A 16,562-nucleotide genomic window follows, 5' to 3' on the forward strand; every position below is an offset into this window, starting at 1 on the left:
CACATTACCGAACGTAACGGAGTCTTTCCATACTGTTTTCGAGAGGAGGGGTGGCGCTTCCTCCCGGCCCTGAAGGACCAGGTCTCCGCGCCACCGTTCAGATGAAGACGACCAGGCCAAAGGCAGACTGGTGTGCGTCTTCGGCCAGAGCACGATCGGTCTCGTCAAGGTGACGAAGGTCAGCGAGGGTGACAGCAACTACATCACTATGGACCTGACAGTCTGGCAGCGCTGACGCCTACTCTTGAAGTCATGTCCGTGACGCCCTTGCGGGGCGGGCCGGCGCGCGAGGCCGAGTTACTCGGCGTCGTGCTCGATGTGCTGCGCGAAACCGGCTACGACCGGCTGACCATCGACGCCGTGGCCGCACGCGCGAAGGCGGGCAAGCACACCGTCTACCGGCGCTGGCCGTCCAAAGCGGAATTGGTGGTCGCGGCATTCGTCAACGCCGTCTCCACCACGCCGGTGGCGCCCGACACGGGTGAGCTGCGGGCCGATCTGCTCGGGCTGATGGAGTCGCTGGTGGGCGAGCTGGCCCGGCTGGGCGACATCGTCGCCGGGCTGATCGGGGAGATCCTGCATAACGCCGACCTGGCCCGCGCGGTGCAGCAGAACTACGTCGCGACGCGCCGCCGGTTGACGCTGGAGGTGTTCGAGCGGGCCTGGGCCAGGGGCGAGCTGTCCCGCAGCGCCGACACCGACCTGCTGTGGCAGGTGGGCCCGGCGGTCCTGTTCTTCCGGGCATTGGTGAGCGGCGAGCCGGTCGACAGCGAGCTGGCCCGGCGACTCGTGGACCACGTCGTGCTACCCCTCGCACTCAACCGCCGATAGCGTCTCTGATCAGCCCTCGCTAGGCCCGCCGCCGGGCCCGATACGCGCTGGCCTTGGCGCGGTTCTGGCACGACAGCCCGCAGAACCGCCGCGAGGCGTTACGCGTCACGTCGAAGAAGACCAGTGAGCACCCCTCCGCCTCGCACGACCGGAGCCGCACCCCCTGCCCCACCCCGATCACCATGGCTAGCGCGGTGCCGATGTCGGCGGCCCAGGCGTCGACCAGTGAGGCCCCCGGCTGGTGGAAGGCCAGTATGGGCGGCTCTCCGCCCAGGTGGGCGATGGCCGCGTGCCGTACCAGCAGCGCGTTGAGCGACGCGACGGAATCGGGACCGCCGCCGAAGACGGGCCGCAGCTCGGCGGCCACCGCCGCCAGGTGGTCGGCGTCGGCGGCGGTCGGCGCCCCGGCGGGCGGCCGTTCGAGGCGGGCCATGGCATCGAGTACGGCGGCACGGCGCGCGGCTCCGCCGGCCGGCGGCTCAAGATCGCGCCCATGCGCCTCACCCACGGCCAGGACGTTCACCAGGAGGACGGCGAGCTCCACCCACCGGCCAACATAACTGTCTATTTGCGATTGACCAGTGATGCGCCAGGAGTCTATCGTCACTGTCATAGCGTACCTAGGCAGTGAGGAATCGGCATGTCCATCGATGGCAGACTCGCTCGGCGCATGTGGCACCAGTTGGAGCCGATCCACGCGGCGCTGTACTTCTCCCCCCAGGCCTTCGAGGAGGCGGCGGCGATCGGCTACGACGTGGAGTCGCGCTGGCCGAGCTACTTCGCCTTCCGCACCGCGCCGTTGGGCCGCGCGGGCACGAACCTGGCCTTCGCCACCTATTACAGCTTCAGCCCGCGGACGATCGCCGAACACGTTCCGGCCGTCTGGGACACCGCGGGTCCCGCAGAGGTGCTGCGCGCCCGCCATCGGGCCGTGGACCGTACCTATCGGACCCTGCTCGGCGACGGGATCGGGGCGCTCGGCGAGGCCGCCGAGCTGGCCCGGCGGGTGGCTGAGAGCGTGACGGTGGGCGGACGGCCGTTCGCCGCCGCCAACCTGGACCTGCCCTGGCCCGATGAGCCGCACCTGGCGCTCTGGCACGCCGCCACCGTGCTGCGCGAGCACCGCGGCGACGGCCACCTGGTGGCGCTGCAGGCGGCGGAGCTGGACCCGTGCGAGTCGCTGGTCACCTTGGCCGCGATCGGCGGCGCCCCGGTGGTCAACTTCGCCGGGCGCGGCTGGAGCGAGAGCGAGTGGGCCTCAGCCCAGGACCGGCTGGCCGGGCGCGGCCTGGTGGACACCGAGGGCCAGGCCACCGACCAGGGGCGGGCGCTGCGCGACCAGGTCGAGCGGATGACCGACGACCTGGCCGCCGACCCGTGGCGGCAGCTGGGCGAGCAGCGCGCCGATCGGCTGGCTCAGCTCATCCAGCCGGTTCTGGGAGCCGTCTTCGAGGCGGGCATCCTCCCGATGACCAGCACGCTCGGCATCGCCACCGTGAAGGCCCCCCACTGAGCGCCGCGCCCTCCCGCGCGGGCCGCGGTGACGATCGCGCGGCCCTGACGCCCGACAGCGCTGTCCCCGACCTCGTCAGATCGCTCGCGCGCCTCGCCGGAAGCTTCGCCCGTTTGTGAAGCCCGTAGAATCCGCCTGTGAGTCGTGACGAGGAGGCCGTGCGCCACACGGTCGAGCGGATGGCGCGGATCTTCTCCGACTGGGGCTTGCCGCCCATGGCCGCGCGGGTGCTGTTCACGATGATGGCGGCCGAGGAGCGGACGCTGACGGCCGCCGAGCTCGGCGAGCGGCTCGGCGTCAGCCCGGCCGCCATCTCCGGCGCGGTGCGTCTGCTCACGCAGATGCACCTGGTCGTGCGCGAGCCGGTGCCGGGATCCCGCCGCGACGTCTACCGCCTGCCCGACGACGCCTGGTACGAGCTCACGCTGACCAAGATGCCGATCTTCCGGCAGATCACCGGCGAGGTGTCGGCCGCGGTCGAGGCGGTCGGCGGCGACGACACCGCGGCCGGCGCGAACCTGGCCAGAATGCGCGACTACTTCGAGTTCGTGGAGCGGGAGTTGCCCCAGCTCCTCGACAAATGGCGCGCACGCTGAAGAGCCGAACGCTAGCCCCTGCCGTACTTCTTGTGCACGGCCTGCTTGCTCACCCCGATCGCGTTGGCGATCTGCGCCCATGGCAGCCCGGCCACCCTGGCCCGGCGCACCTGAACCGCCTCCATGCGCTCGAGTTCGTGCCGCAACGCGGTGGTGGCCTGCAGTGCCAGCAGTGGGTCCTCGTCCTGCGCCTGTCGCATCAGCGTCGCCAGGTCGTTCGTCATTCCCTTAACGTAATCCCCTTAACGTCCTCCTGCGGCCCGTCATCGCGAATCCAGGACGAGCCTCAGGCCGAGGCCGATGAGGACGACGCCGGAGATCTGCTCCAGCCGCCGCCTGACCGCCGGGCGGCCCAGAAACGCCTTGGCCTTAGCGACGGTCCAGATGAGCAGGCCGTACCAGAGCAGGTCCACGAGCACCCAGACAACGGCGAGCGTGACCAGGGTGAGCGGGACGTTCTGCCCGCGCGGCACGAACTGCGGCAGGAACGACATCGCGAACACCGCCGCCTTCGGATTGGCCAGACAGGTCCCGAATCCGGCCAGGAACGACCTGCGCCGCCCGCTGACCGCGTCCACCTCGACCGGCGGCGCGTCCTTGCGGCGGGCCTGCCAGAGCGACTGCGCGCCCATCACGACCAGCAGGACCGCGCCCGCGACGCGCATCACGTCGTAGGCCACCTGCGAGGCCAGCACCAGCGCCGACAGGCCGAACGCGGCGGCCAGCCCCCAGATCAGGATGCCGGCCTCGTTGCCGAGAGTGGCGGCCAGGCCGGAGCCGCGCCCGGCCCGCAGGGTCTGTCTGAGAATGATCGCGGTGCTGACCCCGGGAACCATCGCCACCAAGATGCACGCGCCAACGAATGCGATGAGATACATGTGGGGCATCGTGGCAGAATCGCCAGGATTCAGCCGTAGATTTTTCCGAGCTCCGCGATCGCCTCGGCCATCAGCGCGCGCAGTTCGGGGGGTCCCAGCACCTCGACGCTCGCCCCGAGCCGCAGCAGCAGCCAGCGTGCGTGCGTGAGCGACTCGATCGGTACGGTGAGCGTGCGCCAGCCCTCCGCGTCGGGCTCGCCGCCCTCGGCCAAGGCGGCGGTGACGACGTCGTTGCCCATCGTGTACGCGAGCAGGCTGTCGGTGCCGGGAGCGACCTTGATGACGGCCTCGGCGGTGTACATGCGCTCACGGAACTCGCGCGAATAGTCCTGCCAGAAATCACCTAGGTCGAAGCCCTCGTGCCGGTCGAACCCGCCGGGCAGGGTCTCCAGCGTCAGGATGCGCGCCACCCGATAGGTGCGCGGCGTCTGCCCGTCGGGGGCGGCGATCAGGTACCAGGAGCCGCCCTTGAGCACGAGCCCATAGGGGTTCACCTCCCGCTCGACGTCCTGTTGGCCCCAGCGCCGGTAGGTCATCCGCAGCCGCCGCTGCTCCCAGACCGCCGCGGCCACCTCGCTGAGGTGCGGCACGTCGTCGGCGTCGCGGTACCAGCCGGGTACGTCCATCAGGAAGCGCTCGCGCATCCGGGAGGCGTGCGAGCGCGGCTCGGGCGGCAGCGCGGCCAGCAGTTTCAGCTCCGCGCTCGCCACCACCTCCGACAGCCCCAGCTCGGCCGCGGGCCCGGGAAGACCGGCCAGGAACAGCGACGACGCCTCCTCTGCCGTCAGCCCGGTCAGCCGGGTGCGGTAGCCGTCGAGCAGTTGGTAGCCGCCCGCCGGGCCGCGATCGGCGTAGACCGGAACCCCGGCGGCCGACAGCGCCTCGACGTCGCGATAGACGGTCCTGACCGACACCTCCAGCTCCGCGGCCAGGTCGGTGGCGGTCATCCGGCCACGCGCCTGCAAGAGCAGCAGGAGGGAGAGCAGACGGCTGGCGCGCATGACCCCATTGTATTGCGCACATTATTCGTGTTTGTATGAACACATGGAACGTGTGATGTCCATCATGAACGCCCTCCGCACCCACGACAGCGTCTCGGTCGCCGAACTGGCCGCCGAGCACGGCGTGTCGGAGATGACGATCCGCCGCGATCTGGACGAGCTGGCCCAGCAGGGCGTACTCCGCCGAGTCAGAGGCGGCGCTCTGTCGCTGCTGCTGCGCGGCGAGGAGCCGCCGTTCGGCGTGCGGGAGCGCGAGGCGGTCGAGACCAAGCAGCGGATCGGCGCCGAGGTGGCCGGGCTGATCGCCGACGGCGAGGCGGTGCTGCTCGATGGCGGCACGACCGCGCTGGAAGTGGCGCGCGCGCTGCTGGACCGCCGGCTCACCGTGCTGCCGCTGGCGCTCCAGTCGGTGTCACTGCTGGCCGCGGCGCCGCGCGTACGTCTGGTGCTGCCCGGCGGAGAGGTACGGCAGGGCGAGCTGAACTTCATGGGCCCCCTGACCGAGACCTCCATCAAGGCCCTGCGCTTCGACACGGCGGTGATCGGCTGCTGCGGCCTGTCCGCCGAGCACGGGCTGACCGCCCACGACCTGCCCGAGGTGGCCGTCAAGCAGGCCGCCATCGCCGCCGCCAGACGGGTGATCGTGGCGTGCGACTCGGGCAAGTTCGCCAGGACGGCGTTCGGCGCGGTCTGCCCTATCTCGCGGCTCGACGTGGTGGTGACCGACGACGGCATTCCGCGCGAGCAGCACGACGCCCTGACGGCCGCCGGGGTCGCCGTCCGTCTCGTCCAGGAGTCCCAGTGAAGCGTTCCCGGGTCGCCGTTCGTCTCGCTCAGGAGTCGCCGTTGAACCGCGCCCGAGTCACCGTCCGTCTCGCTCAGGAGTCGCCGTGAGCCGCGCGCGGGTCGCCGTTTATTTGCTGTTCTTTCTCGCCGGGGCCGCCGTGGGCACCTGGACGGCCCGGATTCCGGCCATCAAGGAGAACCTCGGGCTGAGCGACGGGCGGCTGAGCCTGGCGCTGCTGGCCATCGCCGCCGGAGCGGTGGTGGGCATGCAGGCGGTCGGCCGCCTCGTCGACCGCTACGGCAGCAGCCGCGTCATGATCCCGGCGGCGCTGCTCCAGGGAGTCGTGCTCGTCCTGCCCGCCTACGCCGCGAACCTGGGCACGCTGGCCGCGGCGCTGTTCGGGTTCGGCGTGGTGCACGGGGTGCTGGACGTCTCGATGAACGCCAACGCGGTGGAGGTGGAACGCGCCTGGGGACGGCCGATCATGTCGTCCTTCCACGCGGTGTTCAGCATCGGCGGGTTCGCCGGCGCCGCGGCCGGCGGGCTGTTCGCGCACCTGGCGCTCTCCCCCACCGTCACGTTCCTGTCCGTCGGGGCGGTGATCGCGCTGCTGGCCGCGTGGGCGGCGGCCTGGGCGCTACGCTCCCGCCCCGCTCCGGTGATCTCGGCCGACGGGGTACGCCCGGGGCTGCCCAAGGGCATCCTCTTCCTCGGCGTACTGGCGTTCTGCTGCCTGGTGGGCGAGGGCGCGGCGGCCGACTGGAGCTCGGTCTACCTGCGGGAGGACCTGGCCGCGTCCGCGGGGTTCGCGGCGGCGGGATATGCGGCGTTCTCCATCATGATGACGGCCGGGCGCCTGGCCGGGGACCGGCTGGCCGCCCGCTTCGGGCCGGTGGCGCTGGTGCGCGGGTGCGGGCTGCTGGCCGCCGCCGGGCTAGGACTGGCCCTGACGATCGGGCATCCGGTGGCGGCGGTGGCCGGGTTCGGGTGCTTCGGGGCGGGATTGTCGTGCATCGTGCCGCAGGTGTTCTCCGCCGCCGGGCATCGTGACCCGGCGTTCGCGGGGCGAGCGCTGGCGAGGGTGGCGAGCATCGGCTATCTGGGGTTCCTGTCCGGGCCGGTGCTCATCGGGGGCATCGCCGAACTCTCCGGGCTGCCGCGGGCGCTGGCCGTGCCGGCGCTACTGGCCGCGTTCGTGGCGCTGGCCGCGACCGCGCTACGCACTCGTACGACCGAGCCGGTCGGGTCCTAGCCGGACACGCTCTAACAGGTCCTAACCGGCCGGGTCGAGTCGGAACCGGGGTCCGGGCCCGGTCGGATCGGGACCGCTCGGGACTCCCGGGGGGTCCGGAGGTCCCGGAGGCCCGGAGGTCTCGGAGGTCTCGCGGCCCCGAGGTTCCTGAGCATCGGAGGTCTCGCGGCCCCGAGGTCCCGGGGTCCCGGAGGTCGTGAGGTCCCGGGGTCCCGGAGGTCGTGAGGTCCCGGAGGTCGTGAGGTCCGGGACCGGTCGGGGGCTAGCCGAACTGCTGCCAGCCCAGCCTGATCACCATGGCCACCACCACGCACAGGAGCACGACGCGGACGAAGCCCGTGCCGCGCTTGAGCGCCATGCGGGCGCCCAACTGCGCGCCCGCCACGTTGCAGACGGCCATCCCCAGGCCCAGCCCCCACAGCAGGTGCCCCTGCCAGCCGAACACGAACAGCGCGCCCAGGTTGGTCCCGGTATTGATGATCTTCGCCGAGGCGGAGGCCGACACGAAGTCGAGGCCGAGGATCGTGGTGAACGCGATGATCAGGAACGTCCCCGTACCCGGCCCCATGATGCCGTCGTAGAAGGCGATGCCCACGCCCGCGATCACCACGGCCGCCACGACACGGCCGTTCGTCCGCAAATGGGGCTGCGGCACCGAGCCCATCGCCGGACGCAGCGTCACGAAGGCGGCCACGCCGATCAGCACCACCATCACGGCGGGGCGCAGCACCTCCGCCGAGATCGCGGCCGCGGCCATGGCGCCCAGCCCGGCGCTGACCACGGCCAGCCCCACGCCGGGCAGCGCGACCGCCCGATCCAGCTTCGTGGTGCGCGCGTAGGTCACGGCGGCCGAGGCGGTGCCGAAGACGGAGGAGAGCTTGTTGGTGGCCATCGCTTGTACGGGCGGTATACCCGTCACCATCACCGCGGGCAGCTGCACCAGCCCGCCACCGCCCACGACGGCGTCGACCCAGCCCGCGCACAGGGCAGCCGCCAACACCAACACCACATGCTCCAGCGGCACGCCACTCCCCCGATTTCCCCTGAGAACCGCCAGAAGCGTATATGTCCTGCTTTCGCAGTCAGTCAGGTGGGATGCCCCTTTGGTCCCGAAGGGCTCGGGGCGGCCGCTACACACCAGGCTCAAAGCAGGCCGCCCCGCATATCCTCGCCCTCACCCGGCGCCCTCACTCTCGCCCGGCGCCCTCACCCGGCGCCCTCACCCTCGCCGGGCGCCCGGCGAGCGGCTTGTCGGTGGCCGCGTCCGCGCTTCAGCGTCCGCGTCCGCGCTTCAGCGGGCGCGGCTGACAGCTGGCGCGGCTGACAGCGGCCACCTCCGCCCTTCAGCCAGAGACCGTCGGTGGCCGCGTCCGCACTTCACGCATCCGCACTTCAGCAGGCAACCGCCAGCGGCCGGCGGCCACTTTCGTGCTTCAGCGAGCGTGGCTGCCAGCGTCCGGTTGCACCCTTCAGCGGGTGGTGGTCAGCGTCCGTTTCCGGGAGGCGTAGATGTCGTCGATCAATTGATAGGAGCGTGCCTGCTCGGCCGTGAAGATCCGGTCGCGCTCGATGTCCTTCCTGATCTCCAGCTCCGTCCTGCCCGTGTGCCGGGCCAGCATGGCCTCCTGCTGGTCGCGCATGCGCAGGATCTCCCTGGCGTGGATCTCCATGTCGCTCGACTGACCCCGGCCGCCCTCGGTGGCGGGCTGGTGCAGCAGGATGCGGGCGTGCGGCAGGGCGGCGCGCTTGCCGGGCGTGCCCGCCGCCAGCAGGACCGCGGCGGCCGAGGAGGCCTCGCCGATGCAGACGGTGTGGATCTCCGGCCGGACGAACTGCATCGTGTCGTAGATCGCCGTCATGGCGGTGAAAGAGCCGCCCGGCGAGTTGATGTACATGTTGATGTCCTGGTCGGGGTCGAGCGATTCCAGCGTCAGCAATTGCGCCATCACGTCGTTGGCGCTGGTGTCGTCGATCGGCGTGCCCACGAAGATGACCCGATCCTCGAACAGCTTGTTGTACGGGTTCATCTCCTTCATGCCGTAAGAGGTGCGCTCGGTGAACGAGGGCAGCACGTAACGTCCGCTCATGTCAGTTCATCCCCTCGGCCAGGTGGTCGACGAATCCGTATTCGAGCGCCTCCTGCGCGGTGAACCAGCGGTCGCGGTCGGAGTCGGCCTGGATCTGCTCCAGCGGCCGGCCGGTGTGCTGGGCGATGATCTCGGCCAGCCTGCGCTTGGTGTAGAGCAGGCTCTCCGCCTGGATCTGGATGTCGGCGGCCGAGCCGCCGATGCCGCCGAGCGGCTGGTGCATGACGATCCGCGCGTTGGGCAGCGCGTAGCGCTTGCCGGGGGCGCCGGCGCACAGCAGCAGCTGCCCCATGGAGGCGGCGAAGCCCATCGCGACCGTCGCGACGTCGCACGGGACGAACTGCATCATGTCGTAAAGAGCCATACCCGCGGTCACCGATCCGCCGGGCGAATTGATGTAAAGCGTTATGTCCCGATTCGGGTCCTCAGCCGCCAGCAAAAGAAGCTCGCCGCACAGCCGATTGCATATCTCGTCGTCGACCTCCTGGCCGAGAACAAGTATGCGCTCCTTCAGCAGGCGCTGGCTCACCTGGTCAGGCCAGGCCGCGCGCTGGGTCTCCGTCATGGAATCGCCTTTCTCTCGAACTATTCAACGACGCTAGACCCGGACCGCCGGAATTCCAGCTCCTTTTCGCTGGGGGCGCATTTCTCTAAAGGCGCATTCCACCGAGAGCGAATAACCATCGACATACAATCGCGAGTGTGAGATGGAACCTGCCCCGGCGATGGGCGTGCCTGATCCTCGGCGGCGCGCTGCTGATGCCGTACATGATGGCCGGGGTCCTGACGTCGGGCCTGCTCCAGGGCCAGTCGGCCAATATTTACCTGCCCGCCCAGCTCGGGGTGTTCGTGGCGGTGCTGCCGGTGGTGGCGCTGACCGGGCTGTTCCTGCCGGTACGGGCGCTGGAGGTGAGCGCCGCTCAAGGGCTGCTCGGCGTCGGCGTGGAGACGCCGCCCAGGCAGGCGCGCCGCTCGTGGGAGGAACGGTGGCGCACGACCGCCTGGTACACCCTTCATCTGGGAGTCGGCGGCGTGGCGAGCGGGTTCACGCTGGCCGGGATTCCGTTCACGGTCTTCACCTTCGCGGTGCCGTTCGCCGGCGGGCCCGCGCGCCTGCTGGGGTTCGACGTCGAGCCGGGCTGGGCAGCACTGGGCTGGCCCCTGCTCGGGCTGGCCGTGCTGGGCGCGGTGGTGCTGGTGGCGGCCGGTGGGGGCGCCCTGCTGGCCCGGCTGGCCCCCGCGCTGCTCGGCCCCACCCCGGGCGAACGACTGGCCGCGGCCGAGCGTCAGGCCCGTACGCTGGCCGAGCGCAACCGCCTGGCGCGCGAACTGCACGACTCCGTCGGCCACGCCCTGAGCGTCGTCACCCTCCAGGCCGCCGCGGCCGGGCGGGTGCTCGACCGCGACCCGGAGACGGCCAGGACGGCCCTGGCGGCCATCGAGCAGTCGGCCCGCGCCGCCCTGGACGACCTCGACCACGTCCTCGGCGTCCTGCGCGAGGGCTCCCCGCCCCCGGAGGCCGGGCCGCCGCAGGCGACGCTGGCCGATCTCGGCGACCTCGCCACCGCCACCGGCGCCGACGTGCGCCCCGAGGTGGGCGACCTGACCGGCGTGCCCGCCGTGGTCTCCAGGGAGGCCTACCGGATCGTCCAGGAGGCGCTGACCAACGCCATCAAACACGGTCAGGGGCCGGTACGCCTGGCCGTCGCCGTACAGGACGACGACCTGAGACTGGAGATCACCAACAGGACCGCCGCGAACGGCGCCCGGTCGGGTGGCCGGCCAGACGCACAGACCAAACAGACCCACCAGTCAAGCGCGCAGCCCAAGCGGCCAGGCGTCGAACCGGACGGCCGGACAGCCACCGGGCCCGACGCAGAACCCGGCGGCCGGTCGGGTGGTCGCGGTGTGACCGGTATGGGGGAGCGTGTCCGCCTGCTGCGCGGCGACCTGGAGGCGGGACCAGTGGAGGGCGGCTGGCGCGTGTCCGTCCGGCTGCCGCTACGGTCGGCTTCATGACATCCACGGTCGGTTCCGCGACACCCCCATGGTCGGCACCGCTACGGTCGACGCCCAGGCGGTCGAGTTCATGACGCTCAAGGTCGTGATCGCCGACGACGAGGACCTCATCCGGGCCGGTCTGCGCGTCATCATCGACGCCGAGCCGGGGCTGAGTGTGGTCGGCGAGGCCGGTGACGGTGCCGCGGTGGTGCCCGTGGTGCGCCGCGAGCGGCCCGACGTGGTCCTGATGGACGTACGCATGCCCGCCGTCGACGGCATCCAGGCCACCCGGCGCCTGGTGGCCATGGACGAGGCGCCCAAGGTGCTGGTGGTCACCACGTTCGAGAACGACGACTACGTCTACGAGGCGTTGCGGGCGGGCGCCAGCGGGTTCCTGCTCAAGCGGACCAGGCCCGACGAGCTGGTCCACGCGATCAAGCTGGTGGCGGCCGGGGAGTCGCTGCTGTTCCCGGCGGCGATCCGGACGCTGGCCGGCCGTCAGTCCCCCGCCGCCCGGCCCGCCTCGGTGCCTGGCATCGGGCGGCTGACGGGCCGCGAGGGTGACGTGCTGCGGCTGATGACCAGGGGGCTGTCCAACGGCGAGATCGCCGCCGAGCTGGTCGTCAGCCAGGAGACCGTCAAGACGCATGTCGGCAACGTGCTCACGAAGCTGGGCGCGCGAGACCGCACCCAGGCCGTGATCGCCGCTTACGAGTCGGGCTTCGTCTCACCCCGCTGAGACCAAAGCCTCAGCTCGATCAAGCCTCGCCCCGCCGTACGAGCTGCGACAGCGGCAGTGCCGTGCTCTCCGCGACCGTCATCCCGGTGACGGCCAGGTGCGCGTCCACCAGCCGCAACCCAACCGCATATCCGGCCATGTCGGGAATGCCGCGAGGCTCCTGCCCGAATCGCGCCACGGTGGTGTCCCCCAGCACGTACGCGGACGTGAGGTGCATCCCCTCCAGATCGAAGTCGGCCATGATCTTCTCGTAGGCCCGCTCCAGCTCCTCGCCGCTGACCATTGACGACCACGGCCCCATGGCCTCGGCCCCCGACAGCTCCCGTACGAACGCCTCCGCCAGCCCTTCGGAGATCACGTGCTCCCCCACCGTCGGATGCCACGGCACGTTGGTGTAGCGCGCCTGGTGGTGGAGCTCGTGGACGGCGCAGTGCGCGATCCTGCCGATGATCTCCTCCGACGGCCAGCCGAGCAGGTACAGCAGGCTAGGAGAGCTGCGGCTACTCCTGCAACTCGGCCATGGGCGCGTGCGTGTCTTGAACGATCAACTACCACCGGGTGAAGCTGGTGGTTTGCTCTCTCGGTCCCGTCTGGCGGAAGGGAGGCCGGTAGCGTGTGGCTGGTTGATGGCAGCCCAGCCCGCTATGCCGCGTGTGGCGATGTTGCGGGCCGCGATGTGGTCGGCGTGCCCAGCGAGGCCACACCTTTGGCAGACGAACCGGCCCCGCGCCGGCCGGTTCGCCCTGGACACGTACCCGCATTCGGGACACGTCTGCGAGGTGTAGGCGGGGTCGACCAGTAGGAAGGCGATCCCGGCGCGGGCGGTCTTGTAGCGGGTGAAGGTGATCTGCTGGGCGAACGCCCAGTTGTGCAGGGTGCGCCGCTGGAACCGATGAGCCCTTACCCGCCCGCGAATGCCCTGCAGATCCTCCAAGGCGACACCACGGCCGGTGCGTTCGGCTTCACGCACCACAAACGTGCTGATCTGGTGGTTGAGGTCCGTCATCATTAGGTGCTCACGACCGGACAGGCGGCGCAGCACCCGCCGCGCCGCAGAAGTTCCCTTCTTCTGCAGCCGTCGGCGTTGCCGGTGCCGCCGCTCCCGCAGGGTGCGGACGTGGCCGTTGCCGCCGACCGGCCCGGGCAGGGCGGGGCCGGGCAGCACCGCACCATCGGAGGTGACCGCCAGGTTCGCCACCCCTTGATCCACCCCCACAAATCCGTGAACCGGCTCACGCACCACCGGTGCAGGCAGGGTGAGCGCGACCTGCAACAGCCACACGCCGCGCCGGCAGATCAGATCGGCCTCACCGAGCGGCAGTGCCTCGATGGCTTTGAGGTCTTCCGGCCGGCCGGTGTAGGCGACGGTGACGCGGCCGGTGGGAGTCCACAGCGACACCGTCCGGGCATCCCGGTTGAAGCTCATCAGCCGGGCGTCGTAGGGGACGGCGCCGTGCGGGCGGAAGATGTGGGCGCGTTTCTTGCTGGCGCGCCGGTTGGCGTAGGCGCCGGCGACGCGGGCGATCGCCCGCACGGCCGCTTGCGCGCCCAGCCCGGCCACCTGCCCGCGCACCTCGTAGTAGGCCAGCCGATGCAACTCCAGCACGGTGAAGACGCGGTGCTGCCAGGCCAGCCGGGAGATGACGGTGGCCGCCTGATTGCACAACAGCACCGCCGCGGCCAGGGCGTCGGCCTGGGCCGGGGCGGGCGTGAGCCGGAGCTGCACGATCGAGGGCAGACCGTGGCGTTTGGTGGCGGAGCGGCGGATCGCCATCGCGCACCTCCTGTCACAGCTTCCTCACCCACCGCACACATTACCGAACGTGACCGAGTCTTTCCATACTGTTTTCGAAAGGAGAGGTGGCGCTTCCTCCCGGCCCCTGACGGACCGGGTCTCCGCGCCACCATTTAGATGAACTCCATGTCCACGGACGCTAGAACCTCACGCATCGTGAGACTCAAACCGAAAACCCGCGACCCGCGAGCCCGCGCGCCGCAAAGCAGTTCCCGGAAGGCACCATGACGGCGGGCCGGGAGATCAGAGCGGCGAGCCGTCTCCCGTGTCCTCGCCGGGCGACGGCCCCGGCGTGCCCTGGCCGCTCTTGCTCGGCCCCGGCGTCTGGCTGGGCGTCGGCTGCTGCGGCTCCGGCGTGGCCGGCGTCGGGGGCGCCGTCGGTTGGAAGTTCGTCGGCGGCAGGGGCCTGGGCAGCGGCTCGGTGTCCTCCCTGCCCATGATCAGCAGCAACGCGATCACCGTACCGAGCAGCAACAGCACGGCCAGCGCCAGCGCGGCCATTAGCACCCGCCGGCGCGTCTCGGTTAGCGGGCGGCGGCCGCGCGGTTGGCCGGGCAGGGCGGGGGCGCGGTCGGTCAGCCAGTACGGCACGAAGTCCGGGCCGTGCGCCTGGCCGATGAGGGTGCCGCCGACCATCACCGGCTCCAGGAACCACTCGGCCCCCGGCCGGCCCGGCGTGTACGGCACCGCTACCCAGGGCGCCGTACCGGTCTCCATCGCCAGCACCTCCGGCGCGCCCTCCAGCACCGCGGCGCGCGTCTTGGTGGCCCGGCCGAGCCAGCCGCGCATGCCGGCGGGCGCGGCCTCGCGCATCACGGTCACGAACCGTTCGCGCGCGGCGGCGTCGAAGGCGGCGCCCCGAGTCAGCACGGCCAGGGAGACGGCGCGCCCGTCCGCCCCCTGCCCGAGGTAGACGAAACCGGCCGGCGCCGAGTGCAGGCGGGCCTGCACCACGAACGGCCCGAGCCGGGGCGGATCTCCGTACTGCAGCGGACTGGCCACGTTTGCCATGAAAGCACAGACCGGCGCCGTGCACGTTTGCGGGACGTTTGGTGGAATGGCGTCATGAGCGTCGCCGAAGATTTGCCAGACGAAACCGATGCGGCCGTGCTGCGTCAGACCCTTGACGAGGTCCGGCGGGTGATCGTCGGCCAGGACCACATGGTCGAGAGGCTGGTCGTCGCGTTGCTGGCCCGCGGTCACTGCCTGCTGGAAGGCGTGCCAGGCGTCGCCAAGACCCTCGCCGCCGCCACCTTGGCCACGGTGGTGGGCGGCACGTTCGCCCGGATCCAGTTCACTCCGGACCTGGTGCCGAGCGACATCGTCGGCACCCGCGTGTTCCATCCCTCCAACGAGAAGTTCGACGTCGAACTGGGTCCGGTGTTCGTCAACTTCCTGCTCGCCGACGAGATCAACCGGGCGCCCGCCAAGGTTCAGTCGGCGCTGCTGGAGGTGATGGCCGAGCGCCAGGTCACGCTGGCCGGGGTCACGCACCAGCTGCCCAAGCCGTTCATCGTGCTGGCCACACAGAACCCGATCGAGTCCGAAGGCGTCTACCCGCTGCCCGAGGTGCAGCGCGACCGGTTCCTGTTCCGCGTACGGGTGCCGCACCCGAGCGCGCACGAGGAGCTGGAGATCCTGCACCGCATGAGCGTCACCCCGCCGACGCCCGAGCGCGTGCTGGACCCCGCGCGGCTGATGGCGCTGCAGGAGGCGGCCGAGCAGATCTCGGTCCACCAGCTCGTCGCCGACTATGTCGTACGGCTGGTCATGTCCACCCGCTCGCCCGCCGAGTACGGGCTGGGCCAGCTGGCCGAGACCATCGAGATCGGCGTCAGCCCGCGCGCCACGCTCGGCCTGGTCTCCGCCGGGCGCGCGCTGGCCCTGCTGCGGGGCCGTGACTACCTGCTGCCCGACGATGTACGGGACGTGGCCGTCGACGTGATGTCGCACCGGCTGATGCTCACCTTCGACGCGCTGGCCGACGGCGTCGATCCCGAACAGGTCGTCCGGCAGATCCTGCACGCCGTACCGCCGCCCCTCGTCGTGTGGAACCAGAACCGATGACGGGAACGGAAGCAGCACCGATGACGCGGACGGAGCGCGGCTGATGAGGACGGCCGAGCAGGCGCTGCGGCGGCTGGAGCTGACGGTGACCCGGCGGCTCGACGGGCTGCTGCACGGCGCTCACCTGGGGCTGCTGCCGGGGACGGGCAGCGAGGCGGGCGACAGCCGCGTCTACGTGCCCGGCGAGGACGACGTGCGCCGGATGGACTGGGCGGTCACCGCCCGCACGACCGTGCCGCACGTCCGCGACCTGATCGCCGACCGCGAGCTGGAGACCTGGGCGCTGGCCGATCTGTCGCCCAGCATGGACTTCGGCACCGCCGAGAGCGACAAGCGCGACCTGGTGGTGGCCGCGGTGGGCGCGATCGGGTTCCTGTCCAGCCGGATGGGCGACCGGTTCGGGGCGCTGGTGCTGCACGACGAGTTCGTGCACCGGATGCCGGCGCGCACCGGGCGGCCCGCCCTGTACGGGCTGCTGCACTCGCTGATGGACGCGCCGCGCGGGCAGGCCGTACCCGACGCGCCCGACCTGGCGGAGGGCATCGACGTGCTGGCCGCCACCCGCAGGCGGCGCGGCATGCGGCTGATCGTGTCGGATTTCCTCGACGCCAAGCCCGAGCTCGACCCCGGCGCCGAGCGGCCCTGGGAGCGGCCGATCAAGCGATTGTCGGCCCGCCACCAGGTGCTGGCCGTGGAGATCATCGATCCGCGCGAGCTCGAACTCCCCGATGTGGGCCGGGTCGCGTTCGCCGACCCCGAGAGCGGGCACGTACGCGAAGTGCACCTTTCCCCTAAAGTACGCCGAGACTATGCCGAAGCGGCAGCACTGCAACGCGAAGGCACCAAGGCCGCACTGCGCCGCGCCGGTGTGGCGCACCTGGTGCTGCGGACCGACAGGGACTGGGTGTTCGACATCGCGCAGTTCGTCCTCCGCCAGCGGCGCATGACCCATCTCGCCCATCGGAGGGCACGTGCGTAGCGGGACCGCCATCGAACAGCGCGACAATGGGCCTAT

General features: G+C 71.0%; 19 protein-coding genes. 9 read left to right on the top strand and 10 right to left on the bottom strand.

The window, feature by feature from the left end:
• Positions 1-252: 252 nt before the first annotated feature.
• Positions 253-831, top strand: a complete 579-nt coding sequence (locus tag ACIBO2_RS50320) for a TetR/AcrR family transcriptional regulator (RefSeq protein ID WP_358540917.1) — start codon at positions 253-255, stop codon at positions 829-831.
• 19 nt (positions 832-850) lie between these two features.
• On the opposite strand, the gene ACIBO2_RS50325 is transcribed toward ACIBO2_RS50320, so the two are convergent.
• Positions 851-1,375 (bottom strand): CGNR zinc finger domain-containing protein, encoded by a 525-nt coding sequence (locus tag ACIBO2_RS50325; protein WP_358540911.1) that lies wholly within the window; start codon positions 1,373-1,375, stop codon positions 851-853.
• Between the two features lie 96 nt (positions 1,376-1,471).
• On the opposite strand from ACIBO2_RS50325, the gene ACIBO2_RS50330 reads away from it, so the two are divergent.
• Positions 1,472-2,344, top strand: coding sequence for a hypothetical protein (locus ACIBO2_RS50330; RefSeq protein WP_397304666.1), 873 nt, complete (start codon positions 1,472-1,474; stop codon positions 2,342-2,344).
• 137 nt (positions 2,345-2,481) lie between these two features.
• A complete protein-coding gene (locus ACIBO2_RS50335; protein WP_358540905.1) occupies positions 2,482-2,940 on the top strand; it encodes a MarR family transcriptional regulator in 459 nt (152 codons plus the stop codon).
• 11 nt (positions 2,941-2,951) lie between these two features.
• On the opposite strand, the gene ACIBO2_RS50340 is transcribed toward ACIBO2_RS50335, so the two are convergent.
• The 3 genes from ACIBO2_RS50340 to ACIBO2_RS50350 are packed head-to-tail and all read right to left on the bottom strand — an operon-like array spanning position 2,952 to position 4,819.
• Positions 2,952-3,164, bottom strand: coding sequence for a hypothetical protein (locus ACIBO2_RS50340; protein WP_358540901.1), 213 nt, complete (start codon positions 3,162-3,164; stop codon positions 2,952-2,954).
• A 39-nt stretch (positions 3,165-3,203) separates the two neighbouring features.
• A complete protein-coding gene (locus ACIBO2_RS50345) occupies positions 3,204-3,818 on the bottom strand; it encodes a LysE family translocator (RefSeq protein WP_358540898.1) in 615 nt (204 codons plus the stop codon).
• A 29-nt stretch (positions 3,819-3,847) separates the two neighbouring features.
• Entirely contained in the window at positions 3,848-4,819 is a 972-nt protein-coding gene (locus tag ACIBO2_RS50350) for a YafY family protein (RefSeq protein ID WP_358540895.1), read from the bottom strand.
• Positions 4,820-4,874: 55 nt separating this feature from the next.
• On the opposite strand from ACIBO2_RS50350, the gene ACIBO2_RS50355 reads away from it, so the two are divergent.
• Complete coding sequence (locus ACIBO2_RS50355) at positions 4,875-5,624, top strand: DeoR/GlpR family DNA-binding transcription regulator (RefSeq protein ID WP_397304667.1); 750 nt, start codon at positions 4,875-4,877, stop codon at positions 5,622-5,624.
• 85 nt (positions 5,625-5,709) lie between these two features.
• Entirely contained in the window at positions 5,710-6,858 is a 1,149-nt protein-coding gene (locus tag ACIBO2_RS50360) for an MFS transporter (protein ID WP_358540890.1), read from the top strand.
• A gap of 262 nt (positions 6,859-7,120) precedes the next feature.
• Here ACIBO2_RS50360 and ACIBO2_RS50365 read toward each other — a convergent pair whose 3' ends face one another.
• The 3 genes from ACIBO2_RS50365 to ACIBO2_RS50375 all read right to left on the bottom strand — a co-directional run bounded on the left by ACIBO2_RS50365 (position 7,121) and on the right by ACIBO2_RS50375 (position 9,510).
• A complete protein-coding gene (locus ACIBO2_RS50365; RefSeq protein WP_358540888.1) occupies positions 7,121-7,882 on the bottom strand; it encodes a TSUP family transporter in 762 nt (253 codons plus the stop codon).
• 445 nt (positions 7,883-8,327) lie between these two features.
• Positions 8,328-8,945, bottom strand: a complete 618-nt coding sequence (locus ACIBO2_RS50370) for an ATP-dependent Clp protease proteolytic subunit (protein WP_358540885.1) — start codon at positions 8,943-8,945, stop codon at positions 8,328-8,330.
• Between the two features lies 1 nt (position 8,946).
• A complete protein-coding gene (locus tag ACIBO2_RS50375) occupies positions 8,947-9,510 on the bottom strand; it encodes an ATP-dependent Clp protease proteolytic subunit (RefSeq protein WP_358540882.1) in 564 nt (187 codons plus the stop codon).
• A gap of 137 nt (positions 9,511-9,647) precedes the next feature.
• Between ACIBO2_RS50375 and ACIBO2_RS50380 the strand changes: the two genes are divergently transcribed.
• Positions 9,648-10,964: a histidine kinase gene (locus tag ACIBO2_RS50380; protein WP_358540879.1), complete on the top strand. Its 1,317-nt coding sequence runs from the start codon at positions 9,648-9,650 to the stop codon at positions 10,962-10,964.
• A gap of 70 nt (positions 10,965-11,034) precedes the next feature.
• Positions 11,035-11,685, top strand: a complete 651-nt coding sequence (locus ACIBO2_RS50385; protein WP_393479905.1) for a response regulator — start codon at positions 11,035-11,037, stop codon at positions 11,683-11,685.
• 19 nt (positions 11,686-11,704) lie between these two features.
• Here the strand turns inward: ACIBO2_RS50385 and ACIBO2_RS50390 are convergent, their stop codons facing one another.
• The 3 genes from ACIBO2_RS50390 to ACIBO2_RS50400 form a co-directional block, all read right to left on the bottom strand.
• Positions 11,705-12,169 (bottom strand): DUF2268 domain-containing putative Zn-dependent protease, encoded by a 465-nt coding sequence (locus ACIBO2_RS50390; RefSeq protein WP_397304722.1) that lies wholly within the window; start codon positions 12,167-12,169, stop codon positions 11,705-11,707.
• Between the two features lie 60 nt (positions 12,170-12,229).
• A complete protein-coding gene (locus ACIBO2_RS50395) occupies positions 12,230-13,459 on the bottom strand; it encodes an RNA-guided endonuclease InsQ/TnpB family protein (protein WP_397304668.1) in 1,230 nt (409 codons plus the stop codon).
• Positions 13,460-13,723: 264 nt separating this feature from the next.
• Positions 13,724-14,491 (bottom strand): hypothetical protein, encoded by a 768-nt coding sequence (locus ACIBO2_RS50400; RefSeq protein ID WP_358540874.1) that lies wholly within the window; start codon positions 14,489-14,491, stop codon positions 13,724-13,726.
• Between the two features lie 54 nt (positions 14,492-14,545).
• Between ACIBO2_RS50400 and ACIBO2_RS50405 the strand changes: the two genes are divergently transcribed.
• Both ACIBO2_RS50405 and ACIBO2_RS50410 read left to right on the top strand, forming a co-directional pair.
• On the top strand, positions 14,546-15,547 hold the full coding sequence (locus ACIBO2_RS50405) for a MoxR family ATPase (protein WP_358540871.1): 1,002 nt from the start codon (positions 14,546-14,548) through the stop codon (positions 15,545-15,547).
• Positions 15,548-15,590: 43 nt separating this feature from the next.
• The gene (locus ACIBO2_RS50410) at positions 15,591-16,526 is read left to right on the top strand and encodes a DUF58 domain-containing protein (protein WP_357951815.1); all 936 of its coding nucleotides are present in this window, start codon (positions 15,591-15,593) and stop codon (positions 16,524-16,526) included.
• Positions 16,527-16,562 lie beyond the last annotated feature (36 nt).

Origin of the sequence: Nonomuraea sp. NPDC050022, assembly GCF_044460705.1 — a bacterium.
Taxonomy (GTDB): Bacteria; Actinomycetota; Actinomycetes; order Streptosporangiales; family Streptosporangiaceae; genus Nonomuraea.